At 66.1% G+C, this 15,786-nt stretch carries 11 protein-coding genes and 1 tRNA gene; 4 read left to right on the forward strand and 8 right to left on the reverse strand.

Annotated features, from left to right (window positions below; translation table 11 throughout):
- Nucleotide 1: 1 nt before the first annotated feature.
- Nucleotides 2–1,837, reverse strand: a complete 1,836-nt coding sequence (locus AASM09_RS20875) for a M3 family metallopeptidase (RefSeq protein ID WP_343368606.1) — start codon at nucleotides 1,835–1,837, stop codon at nucleotides 2–4.
- A 73-nt stretch (nucleotides 1,838–1,910) separates the two neighbouring features.
- Nucleotides 1,911–2,423 (reverse strand): hypothetical protein, encoded by a 513-nt coding sequence (locus AASM09_RS20880; RefSeq protein WP_049431925.1) that lies wholly within the window; start codon nucleotides 2,421–2,423, stop codon nucleotides 1,911–1,913.
- Between the two features lie 82 nt (nucleotides 2,424–2,505).
- Between AASM09_RS20880 and AASM09_RS20885 the strand changes: the two genes are divergently transcribed.
- Nucleotides 2,506–3,132: a YiiX/YebB-like N1pC/P60 family cysteine hydrolase gene (locus tag AASM09_RS20885; protein WP_049431922.1), complete on the forward strand. Its 627-nt coding sequence runs from the start codon at nucleotides 2,506–2,508 to the stop codon at nucleotides 3,130–3,132.
- A gap of 51 nt (nucleotides 3,133–3,183) precedes the next feature.
- Here the strand turns inward: AASM09_RS20885 and AASM09_RS20890 are convergent, their stop codons facing one another.
- The 3 genes from AASM09_RS20890 to ubiA all read right to left on the reverse strand — a co-directional run bounded on the left by AASM09_RS20890 (nucleotide 3,184) and on the right by ubiA (nucleotide 6,115).
- Nucleotides 3,184–3,348 (reverse strand): hypothetical protein, encoded by a 165-nt coding sequence (locus tag AASM09_RS20890; protein ID WP_005414774.1) that lies wholly within the window; start codon nucleotides 3,346–3,348, stop codon nucleotides 3,184–3,186.
- Nucleotides 3,349–3,620: 272 nt separating this feature from the next.
- The gene (locus AASM09_RS20895; RefSeq protein ID WP_180849118.1) at nucleotides 3,621–5,045 is read right to left on the reverse strand and encodes a short-chain fatty acid transporter; all 1,425 of its coding nucleotides are present in this window, start codon (nucleotides 5,043–5,045) and stop codon (nucleotides 3,621–3,623) included.
- A gap of 176 nt (nucleotides 5,046–5,221) precedes the next feature.
- A complete protein-coding gene (gene ubiA / locus AASM09_RS20900) occupies nucleotides 5,222–6,115 on the reverse strand; it encodes a 4-hydroxybenzoate octaprenyltransferase (protein ID WP_049431917.1) in 894 nt (297 codons plus the stop codon).
- Between the two features lie 149 nt (nucleotides 6,116–6,264).
- Between ubiA and AASM09_RS20905 the strand changes: the two genes are divergently transcribed.
- The 3 genes from AASM09_RS20905 to AASM09_RS20915 all read left to right on the forward strand — a co-directional run bounded on the left by AASM09_RS20905 (nucleotide 6,265) and on the right by AASM09_RS20915 (nucleotide 7,593).
- Nucleotides 6,265–6,341, forward strand: a tRNA-Arg gene (locus AASM09_RS20905).
- Between the two features lie 137 nt (nucleotides 6,342–6,478).
- Nucleotides 6,479–7,183, forward strand: a complete 705-nt coding sequence (locus AASM09_RS20910) for a DUF433 domain-containing protein (protein WP_049431914.1) — start codon at nucleotides 6,479–6,481, stop codon at nucleotides 7,181–7,183.
- The gene (locus AASM09_RS20915; RefSeq protein ID WP_049431911.1) at nucleotides 7,180–7,593 is read left to right on the forward strand and encodes a DUF5615 family PIN-like protein; all 414 of its coding nucleotides are present in this window, start codon (nucleotides 7,180–7,182) and stop codon (nucleotides 7,591–7,593) included. Before AASM09_RS20910 ends, AASM09_RS20915 begins: the two co-directional genes overlap by 4 nt.
- Before the next feature lie 88 nt (nucleotides 7,594–7,681).
- Here the strand turns inward: AASM09_RS20915 and AASM09_RS20920 are convergent, their stop codons facing one another.
- The 3 genes from AASM09_RS20920 to AASM09_RS20930 all read right to left on the reverse strand — a co-directional run bounded on the left by AASM09_RS20920 (nucleotide 7,682) and on the right by AASM09_RS20930 (nucleotide 15,571).
- Complete coding sequence (locus tag AASM09_RS20920; RefSeq protein WP_100443730.1) at nucleotides 7,682–9,037, reverse strand: Gfo/Idh/MocA family protein; 1,356 nt, start codon at nucleotides 9,035–9,037, stop codon at nucleotides 7,682–7,684.
- Between the two features lie 65 nt (nucleotides 9,038–9,102).
- Nucleotides 9,103–12,078, reverse strand: coding sequence for a TonB-dependent receptor (locus AASM09_RS20925; protein ID WP_005414779.1), 2,976 nt, complete (start codon nucleotides 12,076–12,078; stop codon nucleotides 9,103–9,105).
- Between the two features lie 133 nt (nucleotides 12,079–12,211).
- Complete coding sequence (locus AASM09_RS20930) at nucleotides 12,212–15,571, reverse strand: TIM-barrel domain-containing protein (RefSeq protein WP_049431908.1); 3,360 nt, start codon at nucleotides 15,569–15,571, stop codon at nucleotides 12,212–12,214.
- Between the last annotated feature and the right edge of the window lie 215 nt (nucleotides 15,572–15,786).

Here is a 15,786-nt window from a genome sequence, read left to right on the forward strand (position 1 = left end):
CTCATGTGCCCTGCCCTGCCTCGATCTGCACATGCAGCGCCTGCAACTGCGCAACCGCTTGGTTGAACACCTGCAGATCGGCCTCCACCATGGCCGGCCAGTCCGGTGCGTGCCCCAGCAGCTGCGCCACCTGCTCGTTCGGCGCGCGATCAAAGCCTTCGCCAAGCACAGCGAGATAGCGCTGGCGGAAACTCTCCGGGTCGCGCTGGTCCTGCACGTAGAGCTGCACCGCCAGCAGTCCCGCATACAGGTAGTTCACCAGATAGTTCGGGTCGTCATACATCAGGCGCTTGGCGATCCAGCCGTTGCGCAGCTGCGGATAGCGCTCCGGCTGCTGGCCGAAGCGCGCCAGCACCTGGCCGGTCAGCTCATCCAGATCGTCGGCGGTGCCCAGCGTGCCGGCGGCAACGCCCTGGTAGATCGACTGCTCCAGCTGCGCCTCCTCGGAAGAGGTGAACAGCTGCAGCACCATGTCATCCAGCAGCGACTTCAGGTAGTAGGCCTTTGCACGCGGGTCCTGTGCCTGCTGGTACAGCTGGTCGCGGAAACGCAGCTCGTTGTAGATGGCGAGCGCCTCGGTCAGCCATGGGCTGCCATTGCGCTGCAACGGCGAGGCATGGCCACGCTGCATCCACTCGCCGTGCAGGGCATGGCCGGCTTCATGGGCGATCTCGACATCGCTTTCCAGATCCCCGCTGCGCACACCAACGAACAGCATCGCCGGCGCGCCGGGTGCGTTCAACGGGAATGCATCCTGGCTGCGCTCACCACGTTCGGTGGCCAGGTCCATGCGGTGGTTGGCCGGATCAAGCAGCGCACGCAGTTCGGCGACGTACGCCGGCCCGAGCCCCTGCATCGCTTCTGCGGCGTTGTCGCGCAGCTGCGCCAGTGTCAGCACCGGCGGCGTGTACCCGGCGTCGGGTACCGTGGTATCCCAGATCTGCGGTGCATCGATGCCGGAGTGCACCGCGTGGCGCAGCAGCATGTCCTGGTAGGCGCGGCGATCCCCTGCATGCTGTTCGATCGCCCGCAACGTGGCGTCCACCGTCGCTGCATCCAGGCCCATGTGCTGATAGCCCCGCGCCGGCGCGGAGCCCTGCCCCTGCAGACGCGCGGTCGCATCGTTCACCTGCACCAGGCCCAGCAGCACCGAGGCCATCGGCTCGCGGCGCGATTGCAGGCCCTGCCAGTACCCCTTCCATCCCGCCTCGCGCACAACGCGATCTGGATGCCGGGCCAGCGCCTGCCTGACACGCCCCGCATCCCAATGCCGCCCATCGCGCTCGACCTGCGGGTACTCGGCCGTGCGCAGGATCTGCCCGCGCAGGCGCGCGAAACTGTCCAGCGCCGGATCAGCCAATGCATCCACCGCCTCATCCAGCGTGGCATTGGCTGGGGCGGCGGCCTCCTTCAATGCGCGCGTGCGCAGGAAGGCATACGGTGCGGCCCAGGCCGCGTCCGCAGGCGCCTCGCGCAGCGCGGCGCGACCGGTGCGGGCAATGCGGCTGCACAGCCCCATCACCTGGTCCAGCGCATGTGCCGGTCGATGATCGCGCGCATTGCGGGCAGCCTGCAGGTGCAGGTAGCTGTGGTGACGCAGGCACCGCGCCTCCATGGTTTCGGCCTGCTGGAAACGTTCCGCGGGTGCGATGCCCGCAGCATGCTGCAGGGCCTCCAGCTGCCTGCCCAACGCATCACGCGCGGTCTGTTCGGCCGTGGCGCTGGCGAAGTAGGCGCGATCGTCGGCGTGCAGCGACTGCGCATGCAGACTGGTGAAAGGCACCATCGCCAGCAGTGTGGCAATGGCGGTGGTGGTACGCATCCTGCGAATCTGCATCGGCCTCTCCCTGCCTGGTTCAGACCTCGAGCGTAGCAGCCGTTCCGCCACCATGCCTGTGCCGGATCAGGTCTCAGATCGACTCATCCTCACGCCTGACCAAGGTCCAGCACGGCGTCTGCGCGAAGGTGTAGGTCTGCTGGTCGCTGCTGTCCGGGGTGCGGATCTGCACCTGGCGCTGCCCATCGGCCAGCGTGCTGACCTGCAGCTCGCGTCCCTGCCCTGGCAAGGCGGCAGGATCAGGCATCACCGGCCACTCGACGTCGGCCAGCGCCAGCCGGCTTTCCACCTTGCGTGGTTCCGGCTCGGCCTCGGCATCGATATAGCTGTCCAGCAGCGGGTCGGCGGTGGCCTTTTCCTGCAGCGTGATCTCGTTGCCGAAGTGCTTCAGGAAGGCGTCGAATTCCGGGTAAGGGCATTCGCTGCGCGCGGGTGCCGGGGCCAGCGTGATCACCGCAGGCGTAGTGGCCGGCACAGGCTCAGCGGGTGCGGGATCGATGGGCATGGCCTGCGGCGCGGGCTTGCAGGCCGCGACTACCATGCTGCAGGCAAGCATCAGCATGACGGGAGAGGGGTATCGACGCATGGGCTCATCCTGAATCCAGTCCGGTCGCTCCATGCTAGCGCGCACCCTACAATTCCGGCACTCCGCCTGTCCGAGACTGTCCATGCATCGCCTCCTGCTCCTGATCGGCCTGCTGCTGCCCGCCCTGTGGCCGGGCGTGGCGAGGGCCGTCGATGTCCACGAAGGCGACCTGCTGTTTGTCACCGCCGGCCGCAGCGGCCTGAGCGCGGCCATCGACGATGCCACCGGCAAGCAGGGTTCGACCAGCTTCGATCACGTAGCACTGGTGGCCTCGGCGCCGAAAGGCTGGGAGGTGCTGCACGCGGACGAGAAGGGGTCGCGCCGGCAGTCGCTGGCCGAGTTCCGCCAGGACGCGCGTGCCAAGCAGCGGCAGGTCGTGGTCTATCGCCTGCGCGCGCCGCAGCGGGACGCGATCAAGGACGCCGTCGCCACCGCGCGCACGATGCTGGGCAAGCCGTACAACACGTCGTATGTATTGAACGAGGACAGCTACTACTGCTCGGACTTCATCGAACGCGCCTTCCGCGCGCACCATGTGTTCGCATTGCAGCCGATGAATTTCCGCAACCCGCAGACTGGAGAGATCGCCCAGCACTGGGTCGACCTGTATCGTGGGATGGGCATGGACGTGCCGCAGGACCAGCCTGGCACCAATCCCAACGACATGTCGGCGGCGCCGGTGCTGCAGCGTGTCGGCGTGCTGGAATAAGCAAAGCCCCGCACGGGGCGGGGCTTCGCATCACCGGAGGGGGTAGCGAGGTCACTCTTCCTCGTCCTGCCCACCCTGCTGCTGGTTGCGCTGGTTGCGCTGCTGCTGTTCCTGCTGCTGTTGCTGCTGCTGGTCGCGGCCACGACCCTGCTGCTGATCCTGCTGGTTCTGCTGGCCCTGCTGCTTCTGGTTCGGGTTCTGGTTCTGCTGTGCCATGTCCGATCTCCAAAGCCACTCGCGGAATGCGGTGGACGTGGCCATCGTCTGCAGCGAATGGTTAATCACGCGTGGGTGGGCGGCTACATCTGTGTGTACGCCTGTCAATGAACGCGCAGAAACCCTTGTGGCACAAGCATCTGAAGGATTCATGCGGGTTCGGCATGTGCTCATGCAGTAGTCAGCATGGCGCGCATTCATGGCGTTCTCAGCCGGAAACACGCGCGGAAGGAGGCTGGCTTCCCAACTCACGCAGCAAGCCAGCCCAGCATTCAGGGCATCACCGGCGGCACATACGCCAGGGTCATGCCCAGCAGCCACAGCAGGCCCAGCACCAGCGGAATGTGCACCAGCAGCTGGATGAAGGTGAAGCCGACGATGTCGCGTGCCTTCAGGCCCAGCACGCCCAGCAGCGGCAGCATCCAGAACGGATTGATCAGGTTCGGCAGCGCTTCGGCCGCGTTGTAGACCTGCACCGCCCAGCCCAGGTGTGCCTTCAGTTCGTTGGCGGCCTGCATCACGTACGGCGCCTCGATGATCCACTTGCCACCACCGGAGGGCACGAAGAAGCCGAGCACCGCCGAATAAACGCCCATCACCAGCGCGAAGGTATCGGTGCTGGCCACGTGCACGAACAGGCTCGACAGCCGGTGCGCCAGTGTCTGCCCGTCGCCACCGGCAGCGTGGGTGAGGATCATCGCGATGCCACCGTACAGCGGGAACTGGATCAGCACGCCGGTGGTGCTGGGCACCGCCTTGGCCACCGCGTTGAGGAAGCTGCGCGGGCGCCAGTGCAACAGCAGGCCCAGCGAAATGAACAGGAAGTTGTAGGTGTTGAGGTTGGCGATGGCGGTGACCACCGGCTTGTTGGCAAACTCGTTGAACAGCCAGCCGAACGCCAGCAGCGAGAGCAGTACGGTCAGCAGCGGGCTGTATTCCAGCCATTCGCCCGGGCGCGTGCGGCGCTGCAGCGGCTCCGGCTCGGCCTGCGCGGCGCCGGGGAAGTCTTCAGCGGTGCGGGCGCTGCCGGCGGCCGGTGCGGTCAACCAGGCGATCAGCAGCGAGACCAGGATCAGCACCGCGGTCAGTGCGATCGACTGCCACAGGAAAATGGTTTCGGTGAACGGCAGTACGCCGGTGATCTCGACCAGCCCCGGCGGCATGCTGGCAGGGTTGGCCTGCAGCTGCGCGGCCGACGAGCTCAGGCCCATCGCCCACACCGCGCCCAGGCCGAGGTAGGCCGAAGCACCGGCCGCGCGGTAGTCCATGCGCAGTTCGATGCGGCGGGCCAGCGCGCGCACCAGCAGGCCGCCGAACACCAGCGAGAAGCCCCAGCTGAGCAGCGAGGCGAGCATACTGACCAGGCCCACGTACACCACCGCACCACGGCCGGTGCGCGGCACCCGGGCCAGGAAGTCGATGAAGCGCGCGACCACTGGTGCGGTCGCCACGGCGTAGCCACCGATGACCACGAAGGCCATCTGCATGGTGAAGGGGATCAGGCTCCAGAAGCCGTCACCGAAGGCGCTGGCGGTGGCCTGCGGAGTCGAACCGAAGCCCATCGCGGCAAGTGCGACGATGACCACGCCGAGCACCGCGAACACATAAGCGTCAGGAAACCACTTTTCCGCCCAGGCGGCCGAGCGCAGCGCTGCGCGCGCCATCCAGCCGTCCTGTACTGCTGCCGTCGAGGCCATCGCCTACCCTCCCAGGTTCGATGGACCGATTCTGGGCGGTGGGGTGTGGGCTGTCTGCCACCTATTGGTCGTAGGTGGCGGAAGGCCCGGCGCTGTGCGCCGCCGCCCGAGCATGGGCTCGGGCGCTACAGAAGCACTGTCAGCTGTAGAGCCGAGCCTACGCTCGGCTGCGCTTCTCAACGCAGCGCCAGGTCCACGGCGATGCCGGCAAACAGCGCGGCACCCACCCAGTTGTTGTGCAGAAACGCCTTGAAGCACGGGCCGCGCTCGCGGTTGCGGCAAATCCAGAACTCGTACACCACCAGCGCGGTAGCCACGGCCACGCCGGCCAGGTAGTAGCCACCCAGCCCGCCGCGCACGCCGACCAGCGCCATCGTGGCCAGGAACAGCGCGTACAGCACGCCCTGGATGACCAGGTCCAGGTCGCCGAACAGGATCGCGGTGGAGTGCGAGCCCATCTTCAGGTCGTCCTCGCGGTCGACCATGGCATACCAGGTGTCGTAGGCGGTGGACCACAGGATGTTGCCGGCGTACAGCAGCCAGCCCAGCATCGGCACTTCGCCCTGCACGGCGGCAAACGCCATCGGGATGCCCCAGCCGAACGACATGCCCAGGTAGACCTGCGGCAGGTGGGTGTAGCGCTTCAGGTACGGGTAGCTGGCGGCGAGGAACACGCCGATGAAGCTGAGGCCGATGGTCAGCCCGTTCAGGGTCAGCACCAGGCCGAACGCCACCAGCATCAGTACCGCGAACAGGGCCAGCGCGGCGCGGCCACTGATCGCGCCGGTCGCGAGCGGGCGCGCCTTGGTGCGCTCCACATGCGGGTCGAGCCAGCGGTCGGCGTAGTCGTTGATGACGCAACCGGCCGAGCGGGTCAGCCACACGCCGGCGGTGAACACGAACAGCGGCCACAGCGGCGGCAGGCCGCCCGCGGCCAGCCACAACGCCCACCAGGTGGGCCACAGCAGTAGCAGCGTGCCGATCGGGCGATCAGCGCGCATCAGACTCCAGTAATGCCGCCAACGCGGCGTCGCCGGCGACTGCGGCGAAGTGAGGGGGGTATCAGCCATGCCGATAGGATACTCCTGCCCCTCCGGCAGGGCTTTGCCCGTGGGGGGAGATTTGTTCGGCGAAACTGGATAGAATGCCGGTCCCGCACCGCCTCATGGCGCTGCGATGCCCGCCCCGGCACTGGCCGACGGCGCGGCGGTTCTACAACGCGCCCGTAGCTCAGCCGGATAGAGTAGTGGCTTCCGAAGCCATTGGTCGGGGGTTCGAATCCCTCCGGGCGCGCCATTTCCTTGTCGGCATCGGCCTGCCAATCACCGGGCAGATTCGCCCACGCACGTCCCCGTTCTCATTTCATGAGTCCTGCGGGGCGCAGAATGTGGCTCTGTACTCCAGCTCCATTCGGATTGAGTAGACTCACTGCCATGGGTATCGCCTTGCCAGCACGGGACAGCCTCGGCGTCGGTCTCTATTCCTACGCCGATGCCGCGCGCTTCATTGGTGGCAGCTCATCGGAACTGCGCCGGTGGCTGAAGGGCTACCAGGGCCGGAAGCACGGGAATCCGGAAGCCCACCCTCCCCTGTGGAAGTCGCAATGGGCCGATTCAGAGATCGATGGCATTGGCTTTCGCGATCTGATCGAGCTGCGCTTCGTCCGCACATTCGTCGCATGTGGCGTGCCACTCAACCTGGTACGGCGAACCATCGTAGAGCTGAACGAGCGGCTCGGTAAGGAGTACCCCTTCACCAGCACCAGCTTCAAGACCGATGGGCGCCGCATTTTCATGGAGCTCGTGGGCGACAGCGGCGATGCCGCCTTGGTGGATGTGGTGAAGCGCCAGGACGTGATGCGCAAGGTCATCGCACCTTCACTGCGTGACGGCATCGAACTGGGCATCGATGATCGTGCCGAACGATGGTTTCCACTGAAGGGCTCCCGCGCGGTGGTGTTTGATCCCCAGCGCAGTTTTGGTCAGCCCATCCTTTCCGAATCGGGCGTTCCTACCATCGCCATTGTTGAGGCGCTGCGCGCCGAAGGTGGCGACGAGCGTCGCGTGGCCAAGCTGTATGACCTGCCTCTGACTGCGGTGAAGAAAGCACTGCAGTTCGAGAATCGAGCCGCGCCTTGAAGGCGCAGATCGATGAGAATCTTCCGCCCGCGCTGGCTCGGGCCATCGACGCCATTGCAGGAACGTACCAGCACGAAGTCTGCCACGTAAGGGAGTTCGTGAAGCCCGGCACGACCGACCTCGAACTCTTCGAAGCGGCCACCCAGCGTGGCATCCGCGTGCACGTTACCCAGGATCATCATCATCGCAGGCCTGCAGAGCGCGAGGCCATCGCACGCCTCGGCCTGACTGTATTCGTGCTGGCCAAAGGTTGGAGCACGTTCAACCACTACGAGCGCGCAGCACGTCTTCTGGAGTGGTGGCCAAAGATGATGCAGCAGGCCGAACTCGTGCAACCGGGTGCAATGTTCCGCGTACCGCATGCCAGGGCGTCCGGGGGACGGCTGACGCAGATCAAGGTGTCGCGGTAACGGCTTGCTATTGCAGGGCAGCAACGCCAGGCAGTGCCCGGCGTTGCCTTCACGCCAGTCGAGCATAGCTCGACTCTATAAGTACGGGTCAGTACCTGCCGTCAAACGCAAAGATCGGCTTGCGCTGCTTCCACGCACCCGCAGTGAAGTCCGGGAACTCCAGCGTCTGGAAGCTGTTGGCGATCGACTGCTCGCTCAATGGGGTGATCGCGCTCCAGGTCACCGCGTCGTAGATGTCGATCGGCATCGGCGCCTTGGCCTTCAGCGCTTCAACAAATGCATGGATGACGAACCAGTCCATGCCACCATGCCCTGCACTCGCGGCGGTGTCGGCATTCTGCTTCCACAGCGGGTGCTCGTACTCGTCCTGGTACTTCTTGAACTCTTCCCACTGGTGCGGCGGGCTGCGGCCTTCGATGTGGATCGAGTGGTTCACATCCATCCACAGGCCCTTGGTGCCCTGCACGCGGAAGCCCATCGAGTACGGGCGCGGCAGCGAAGTGTCGTGCTGCAGCAGGATGGTCTCGCCGTTCTCGCAGGCCAGCGTGGTGGTGACGATGTCGCCCAGCTTGAACTTGACCTTGGTGCTGGGGTGGGTGGTGCCGCCACTCTTGGCCACGGTGTACTCGTGCAGGCCCCGGGCCTTGGTCGCGAATGCATTGATGTGGGTGAAGCGGTTGCCACGGTTGATGCCGGTGTACATCGCGCACGGGCCAATGCCGTGGCTGGGGTACAGTTCGCCATTGCGCTGCACCGAATGCTCGGTGCGCCAGCGTGCTTCGCTCCAGCCCTTGGGACCGAATTCCACGCCACTGTCGTAGGGCTGGTTCGGGTCGCCGGAATTGAACTTCACGCCGCGCAGGTCGTGCTGGTAACCGGCCTGCAGGTGCACCAGTTCGCCAAACAGGCCCTGGCGCACCATCTGCAGCGCGGCCATCACGTCGCGGCGGTAGCAGACGTTCTCCAGCAGCATGTACGGGGTGCCCGTGCTCAGCTGGGTCTTCAGTACATCCCAGTGGTCCTGCAGGGTGATGCCGGCCACCACTTCGCAGCCCACGGCCACGCCGGCCTGCATCGCGGCAATCGCCATCGGCGCGTGGTATTCCCACGGCGTGGCGATGATCACGCCATCGATGCCCTTCTGTTCCATCAGGCGCTTCCAGGCGTTGCTGTCACGGTCCTGGCCGTAGGTCTTCGGTGCCGGCTTGCCGGCCTTGGCCACCATGTCCATGGCGCGGCCGAGCATGATCGGCTCGATGTCGCACAGCGCGACCACCTCGACGTCGTCGCGACGCACCAGCTCCTTCAGCAGCACCAGGCCGCGCATGCCGGTGCCGATCATGGCCAGGCGCACCTTGCGCCCGCGTGCCCATGCCGGGGTCTGCGGCAGCAGGCTGCTGGCGGCGACAGCGGCACTGGCCGCGATGAATTCCCTACGCTTCATGGCAAACATCTCTCCTCTTGGCAGCGTGCCGGCCGCAGCCGGCACGCCAGGTCACGCAAACGGAATTACTTGAAACGGTAGCCGATGGTCACACTGTAACCACGGCCGAAGATGGTTGCGTAGTCACTGGAGTCACCCAGGAAGCTATTCGGATCGTAGAACGGCAGGCGATTGAACAGGTTCTTGACGGTGAAGCTCAGGTTCCATGCATCATCCGGGCGCCAGGTGACGCTCATGTTGGCGGTCCACCACGACGGCGCACCATCACACTTGCTCTTCTGCAGGGCCAGGTAGCCGCCGGTGCAGGTTTCCTTGTTGTTGCTCACTTCATCGACCTGGTCGGTGGCCCACTTGGTGCCGCCCACGTAGTTGACGAACATGCTGGTGGTGACCTGCTTGTAGGTCCAGTCGGCATTGAGCGTGGCACGCAGGCGCGGGTTGTTGTAGTAGCCCACTACGTCGCCGTAGTACCAGCCATTCTCCGCATCCATGTAGAAGCGGTTGCGGTTGGCAATGGTGGCGGCCAGGCCGATGTTCAGGTTGCCCCAGTCACCCAGCGAGAAGCGGCTGCGCGCATCGATGTCGAAACCGTCGATCAGCGTCTTGCCACGGTTCTTGTACTGGCCCACCACGCTGGCCACGTTGCCGGCCGAGTAGCCCGGCAGCACCGACGGGCAGCTCACGCCACTGGCCGGATCGGCACACATCGCCGCCAGCTGGGCCAGGTTGGCACGGTCACTGTCGGTGATCGGCGAGCGCGACATCGAGATGATGTCTTCCATGCGGCGATAGTCCGGCGCGACGATTTCGTTGTTGCGGTAGATGAACCAGTAGTCGGCCGACACCGACAGCCAGCTCGCCGGCTCGTACACGAAGCCGAGGGTGGCGATCTTCGCCTTCTCCGGCTTCAGGTCCTTGTTCGGCTGGGTCATGCGGGCCACGGTGCGGCTGCAGTCGACGTTCAGCATGTTCTTGCCCAGGTCGACATCACCCGGCCGCTGCGACTTCAGCAACAGGTTGGCGATGGCGTTGGTCTCGTTGCAGCGCAGCTCGTCGCGGAAGCCACCCAGCTGCGCGAATACGCCACCATTGCCGGACTCGGCCAGGCTGGGTGCGCGGAAGCCGGTGGAATAGGTACCGCGCAGCATCAGCTGGTCGAACGCCTGGTACTTGAAGCCGATCTTCGGTGCCACATTGGCGCTGAAGTTCGGGTACTTGTCCACGCGCACTGCCGCATCCAGTTCCAGCTTGTCGGTGATCGGCGCCACGGTCTCGGCGAACAGCGCGTAGGTGTTGCGCTTGCCGTCGAACCACGAACCACCCTGCTGGGTGATCAGGCCGTTGGCGGCGTCGGCGTTACCCGGTGTATAGAAGGTTTCGCGGCTGGCGTTGAAGCCGAATGCCGCACGCATCTCACCGGCCGGCAGCTGGAACAGCGGGCCTTCGATCTTGCCGTCGAGGGTGTGCAGGCGAGTCCACGACTGGATGTCAAAGGTCGGGAACGCTTCACGGATCAGTGCGGCGTTGGCTTCGCTGATCTCGCCGAACTTGTACGCCGGATGGTCGGAGATGATCACGCGGCCGGTGCCCGGATCGATCGTGTACGGGCCGAAGGCCTTCTCGAAGCCCTTGGTGTTGACGTTGATCGTCTGGTAGGTGGTGGAGTGGGTGCCGGCGCTGGCGAACGCGGTTTCCCAGTTCCAGTCGCCCCGATTGCCACGCGCACCGGCCAGCACGCGGTAGCTCTTGTCGGTATTGCGCTGGCCGAAATAGTTCGGGCCGGCATCCTGCAGCAGGTAGTTCAGGCCGACCACACCGCCCATCATCGCCTTCATCTGCGGGCTGGCGTGGTTGTACTCGTTGTTCGGGCCCAGGAACGGGTACAGGAACTGGTTGACGGTGTTGCCGGTATTGCGCGAGAACCAGCTGGTCGGGTTGCCGGTGGTGGTGCCGTAGGTGCGCGGCGTACCGCCGTTGGCGCGCAGGTCGATGTCGGTGTAGGTCGCCTCGGCGAAGATCTCGGTGCTGTCGCCGACCAGGAAGGTGCCGTTGAGGTAGGCGGTGTTGCGCTCGGACTTGGCACCGGCGTCGATCTCGTTGTTCATCCAGGTTTCCCAGACGCAACGCGGACCGGCCGCTTCACTGGTCAGCACGTTCCTGCAACCCGGCGCAGCTTCCTGCACACGGCGGCCGGTGACCGGATCGAAGGCGAAGTAAGTACCCGGATTGAATTCACCCGGCTTGCTGCCCACGCCCAGGCGCAGGTTGTTGAGGTAGTTCGGATTGTTGACGTAGTACTGGTCGGGCCGCTTGTCGTAGAAATCGCTCAGCGGGATCGCGTCGCGGCGGTACATGTTCACCGCGCCGTAGATGTTGAAGCGGTTCTCGGCCAGGTCACCGAAGCCGGCGGTGATGCTGGCCTGGCGTTCGCCGTAGGAGTCGATGCGCGAAGAGGTGTCGTTGGTGAAGCTGACCTCGGCACCCTGGAAGTTGCGCTTGGTGATCACGTTGATCACGCCGGCCACCGCGTCGGTGCCGTACACCGCCGAGGCGCCGTCGGTCAGCACTTCCATGCGCTCGATGGCCGCAGCCGGAATCGCATCGATGTTGACGAACTGGGTCTGGAAGCCGGCCGGTGCACCGTAGTACGACAGGCGACGACCGTTCAGCAGCACCAGCGTGCCCTGCGCGCCGAGGCCACGCAGGTTGGCCTGCGAGGCACCGTCGGAGCCGGTGAACAGCGAGCGCGCGTCCTGCTGCGCCGGGCGGGCGGCCGGCAGGTTGTCCAGCACCTGCAGCAGCGTGCGCGCACCCATGTTCTGGATGTCCTGCTTGCTGATCACCTGCACCGGCGAGGCGGTTTCAACGTCGGTGCGGCGGATGTTCGAGCCGGTGACCTCGATGCGGGCCAGGTCGGTGGCCTTGTCCTTGCTCTCCTGGGCGAAGGCAGGAACGGCGACCGACAGCAGCACGCCGGCGATGGCCAGCGACAGCGGAGCGATCGAACGACAGGGGGGGCGGTGGTGGCGTGCGGGCAACATCGGGGTTCTCTCCTGGCAGGGGTGCAGCGCAATAAGTGAGCGCGTGGGCGTTCGGCGGGCAAAACGCTCCCGGGCCACGGCCATGAGGGCCGTAGTCGGAATGGGCGGGGGGAGGAGCGGTGTTACGAGGGGGTCATGGGGCGACGATGCTGGCGGAGTCGCCCTCCTGGCCGATCAGCACGGCGTTGGCCCAGTTGGCACAGACCTGGGCGGGTTGGCTGCCCTGCGCACCCAGCGTGCGCAGGCTCAGGGTGGAAAGGCCACGGATGTCCAGCTCCGGCTTGACCACGCCGGGTGCCTTCACCAGGCCGCTGTCGTACAGCAGGCGGTTGTCACCCCAGACCTGGAACTGCAGGCCGCCGGCGCTGCGGCACGCGTCGTCAATGCCGAGGTCGGCGCGCAGCAGGTGCCAGCCGCCCTGCAGGCGCAGGTCAATGCGGCTGTTGGCGCCGACGCCCAGGCCACGGCGGAACTGCAGGCCGTTCATGCGCATGCCGGCATCGCCACGGAACGGCTGGTCGGCGCGCACCTGGCTGGCCAGCGCGGCCGGCACCGGCAGCTCGGAGAGATAGCGCTGCCGGGCCGGTCGCTCCGGTTCCTGGTGTTCGAGGATGTGGAAGGTGGACAATGCGATCGGGCCGACGTCGCGCGGCTGCAGCGCATCGAAGGCACGGGCGCTGCCCTGCGCGGCGGTGACCATCGGGTCGGTGCTGCTGGCGCCGTCGCCTTCGGGGTTCTGCACACTCAGCACGCGGAAGCGCAGCAGGCGGCCGGCATGGGCCGGGAAGTCGATGCGCTGCACGCCCTCCTTCAACTGCAGGCGGCCACGTGCGATCGGCTCACCCCACTCGCCATTGCTGTCGCCCAGGTACACCTCGTAGTCACGCACCTGGCCGTGCTTCCAGTTCTTGTCGTTGCGCGGCGCGATGTCGATGCCATCGATCATCTTCCGCTCACCGAACCCGATCACCCACTCATGCGCACCGGTGCGCACGGCCTGGTTGCGCACGCTGCGGAACCAGGTGTTGGGATCATCGTCGAAGGCATTTTCCAGCGCGTGGCCGGGTTCTTCGGCCGGGCGGTTGACCACCAGCAGGCTGTCGGCCGGCAGTTCGCGGCCGAGCACCGGTGCCGCCGGATAGGCATCGTCGGCAGCGGCGGCGGCGACCGCGAAGTCCAGCTGCAGCTGCAGCGGCTGGCGGATGTCCTGGCTGGCGGTCCGCACACGCAGGGTGCCGCGACGCTCGGCAGCATCGAAGTACCAGCCTTCAGCCGCAGCGTTGAACGCAGCGGCATCAGCCAGCGCCGGCAGCACGCGGCCACCGGCCTGCACCGCACGCGGTGCCTGGCGGCTGAGCACACGCAGGCCGTAGCGGCGCTGCGCCAGCTGACCGTTGTAACTGCCCTGCACCGCGTCGATCTGCACCTGCACCGGGCCACTGCCCTGCGCCGGCGCCTGCACGCGGATCCGCTGCGTGCTCGACTCGCCCTGCTGGTAGCGGCGGGTGTTGCCGTCGTCTTCGTACAGCGTGTACTGCGAGTCGCCCTGTGGGTACAGGTCGAACGTCACTTCATCAAGCGGTTTCTCGCCGTCGAACAGCATCGACGGGTACATCGGCAGGATCGCACCGGCACGCACGAATACCGGCAGCGTGGCCAGGTCCACCTGGCGGTCGAGCTGGCGGCCGTCGGCGCCGGCCTGCACGCGGCGGCCATCCCAGTAGTCGATCCAGCCTCCGGCCGGCAGGTGGATGTCGCGACGCCAGCCACGGCTGGCGGCCTGGCTGCGGTACACCGGCGCCACCAGCAGGTCGCGGCCGAGCAGGAACTGGTACTTGTAGGTTTCATCCTGCGCGTGCGGGTCGCGCGGGTTGTCCCACATCAGGCCACGCACCGGCGGCGCGCCGGTCTGCGCGGCCTCGTGCACCAGCCCGTACATGTACGGGGTCAGGCGCATCTTCAACTTCAGGTAATCGCGGTTGATGCTGCGATAGGGCTCGTCGTACCACCACGGGTGCTTGCGTGCGTTCGACGACCAGCCGCTCATGCCCATCAGCACCGGGGTGAACGCCTTCCACTGCAGGTCGCGGGTGAAGGTCTCGGCGCTGCCGCCGAAGATCGCATCCACATCACCGCTGGCATAGGCCATGCCGGACAGGCCCGAACCGACCAGGGTCGGCACGTGCCAGCGGATGTAGTCCCAGCTGCTGCTCTGGTCGCCGGTCCAGGCCACAGCGTAGCGCTGGATGCCGGCCCAGCCCATCACCGTCCACAGGAACGGGCGCGAATCGGAATTGTCGAGGATGCCGTTGAACGCCTGGCGGTTGGCGTCCATCGCGAACTGGTAGCCCTTGCCGGTCCAGGCCACGTCCAGCTTCTGCACGCGGCTGCCGGCCTTGCCCACTTCCCAGGCGATCTTGTCGACACCGTTCTCGGTCCACAGGCCGGTGCGGAAACCGTAGCCGGCGAGCCCCTTCACCGTTTCCGGCAGCTGCTTGTAACCGCAGCCGTAACCATCGTTGGGCAGGATCCAGCCACCGGGCATGTCGTGCTCGCGGTACTGCTTGGCCACCGAGTCGATCACATCCGGCGTGGTGCCGGTCGGGCCGTCACTCCAGCCTTCGGGCACGGTGCCGGGCTTCTTGGCATTGTCACCGTCGTTGTAGCAATCGGCATCGCCATAGGACAGCGCCCAGCGCGCCACCATGTTCGGGCGGCCGGTCAGCTGGGTGTAGCGCTCGATCAGCTTGGGCAGGTCGGCGCCGACGAAGTAGTACGCGTCGAAACGGTCTTCGCGGTGCAGCAGCGTGGCCTGGTCGGGCTGGCGCAGGTCGTAGCTGCCATCGCTCCAGGTATTGCGCAGCATGCCCCAGCCCCGGCTGCTCAGCAGCATGGGTGCCGGGCTGGGACGGTCGCCCTCTTCCCAGCCGCCGGAGTAGGACACGTCCAGCTCGCGGCCCTTGAACTGGTAACGGCCGTTCTGCTGGCCGCCACCGAAATAGCCTTCGTCAGCCTGCGAGGACAGCACCTGCACGCTCTGCGCGGCATCCAGGTCCAGCGGCTGCAGTTCCTGCCACAGCGCGGTGGGCTGGCCGTTGTCCAGACGTTCCAGGCGCATGCGCAGCGGCTGCCGCTGCACATGCAGCACCAGCGCATCGGTACGCACGCGGATTTCCTGCGCGTCTTCTTCCAGCTGCGCCTGCACGTTCGTCTTGGGCTGCGGCAGCACGATCGGCGCGGCCTTGTCGCCGGCGCCGGTCAGCTTGCCGTTGCGGCCGGCCTGCACGCGGATGATGTCGGTGGCCGGCAGTTCGATACGGATGCGCGCGCCCTTGTCGGTCTGCAGGTCCCAGCCGCGCACGCCATCGCGGCTGTCGCTGGCGCTGACCGAACGCAGGTTGCCGACCGGCTCGGCCCGGGCCGGCATGGACGCCAGCATCAATGCCGGCAACAGGGCCAGCATCAGCGGCGAGCGACGAACGCAGTTTTCCACGCGGACTCCCAACCCGTTCACCGGGCGTTTCGAAAGCGATTGGGCCGACTCTAGGGCAGCGATTCGAAAGATGTCAACAAATTGAAAGGAAAAAGGAAGATATATTCCATTGAAACGAAAGTTGTTGCGTCGCAATACTTTGTGTAAGCGCTTGCAGCCGCCTGTTAAGCATTGTGCGATACGGCATCCGGCGGATTCTTGCGTTTTCCGACGTG

Origin of the sequence: Stenotrophomonas maltophilia (genome assembly GCF_039555535.1) — a bacterium.
GTDB classification, from domain to species: Bacteria; Pseudomonadota; Gammaproteobacteria; order Xanthomonadales; family Xanthomonadaceae; genus Stenotrophomonas; species Stenotrophomonas maltophilia_Q.

Coding starts and splice junctions, on each gene's coding strand:
- AASM09_RS20875 (WP_343368606.1), bottom strand. CDS start 1,837: ATGCAGATTCGCAGGATGCGTACCACCACCGCCATTGCCACACTGCTG.
- AASM09_RS20880 (WP_049431925.1), bottom strand. CDS start 2,423: ATGCGTCGATACCCCTCTCCCGTCATGCTGATGCTTGCCTGCAGCATG.
- AASM09_RS20885 (WP_049431922.1), top strand. CDS start 2,506: ATGCATCGCCTCCTGCTCCTGATCGGCCTGCTGCTGCCCGCCCTGTGG.
- AASM09_RS20890 (WP_005414774.1), bottom strand. CDS start 3,348: ATGGCACAGCAGAACCAGAACCCGAACCAGAAGCAGCAGGGCCAGCAG.
- AASM09_RS20895 (WP_180849118.1), bottom strand. CDS start 5,045: ATGGCCTCGACGGCAGCAGTACAGGACGGCTGGATGGCGCGCGCAGCG.
- ubiA (WP_049431917.1), bottom strand. CDS start 6,115: ATGGCTGATACCCCCCTCACTTCGCCGCAGTCGCCGGCGACGCCGCGT.
- AASM09_RS20910 (WP_049431914.1), top strand. CDS start 6,479: ATGGGTATCGCCTTGCCAGCACGGGACAGCCTCGGCGTCGGTCTCTAT.
- AASM09_RS20920 (WP_100443730.1), bottom strand. CDS start 9,037: ATGAAGCGTAGGGAATTCATCGCGGCCAGTGCCGCTGTCGCCGCCAGC.
- AASM09_RS20925 (WP_005414779.1), bottom strand. CDS start 12,078: ATGTTGCCCGCACGCCACCACCGCCCCCCCTGTCGTTCGATCGCTCCG.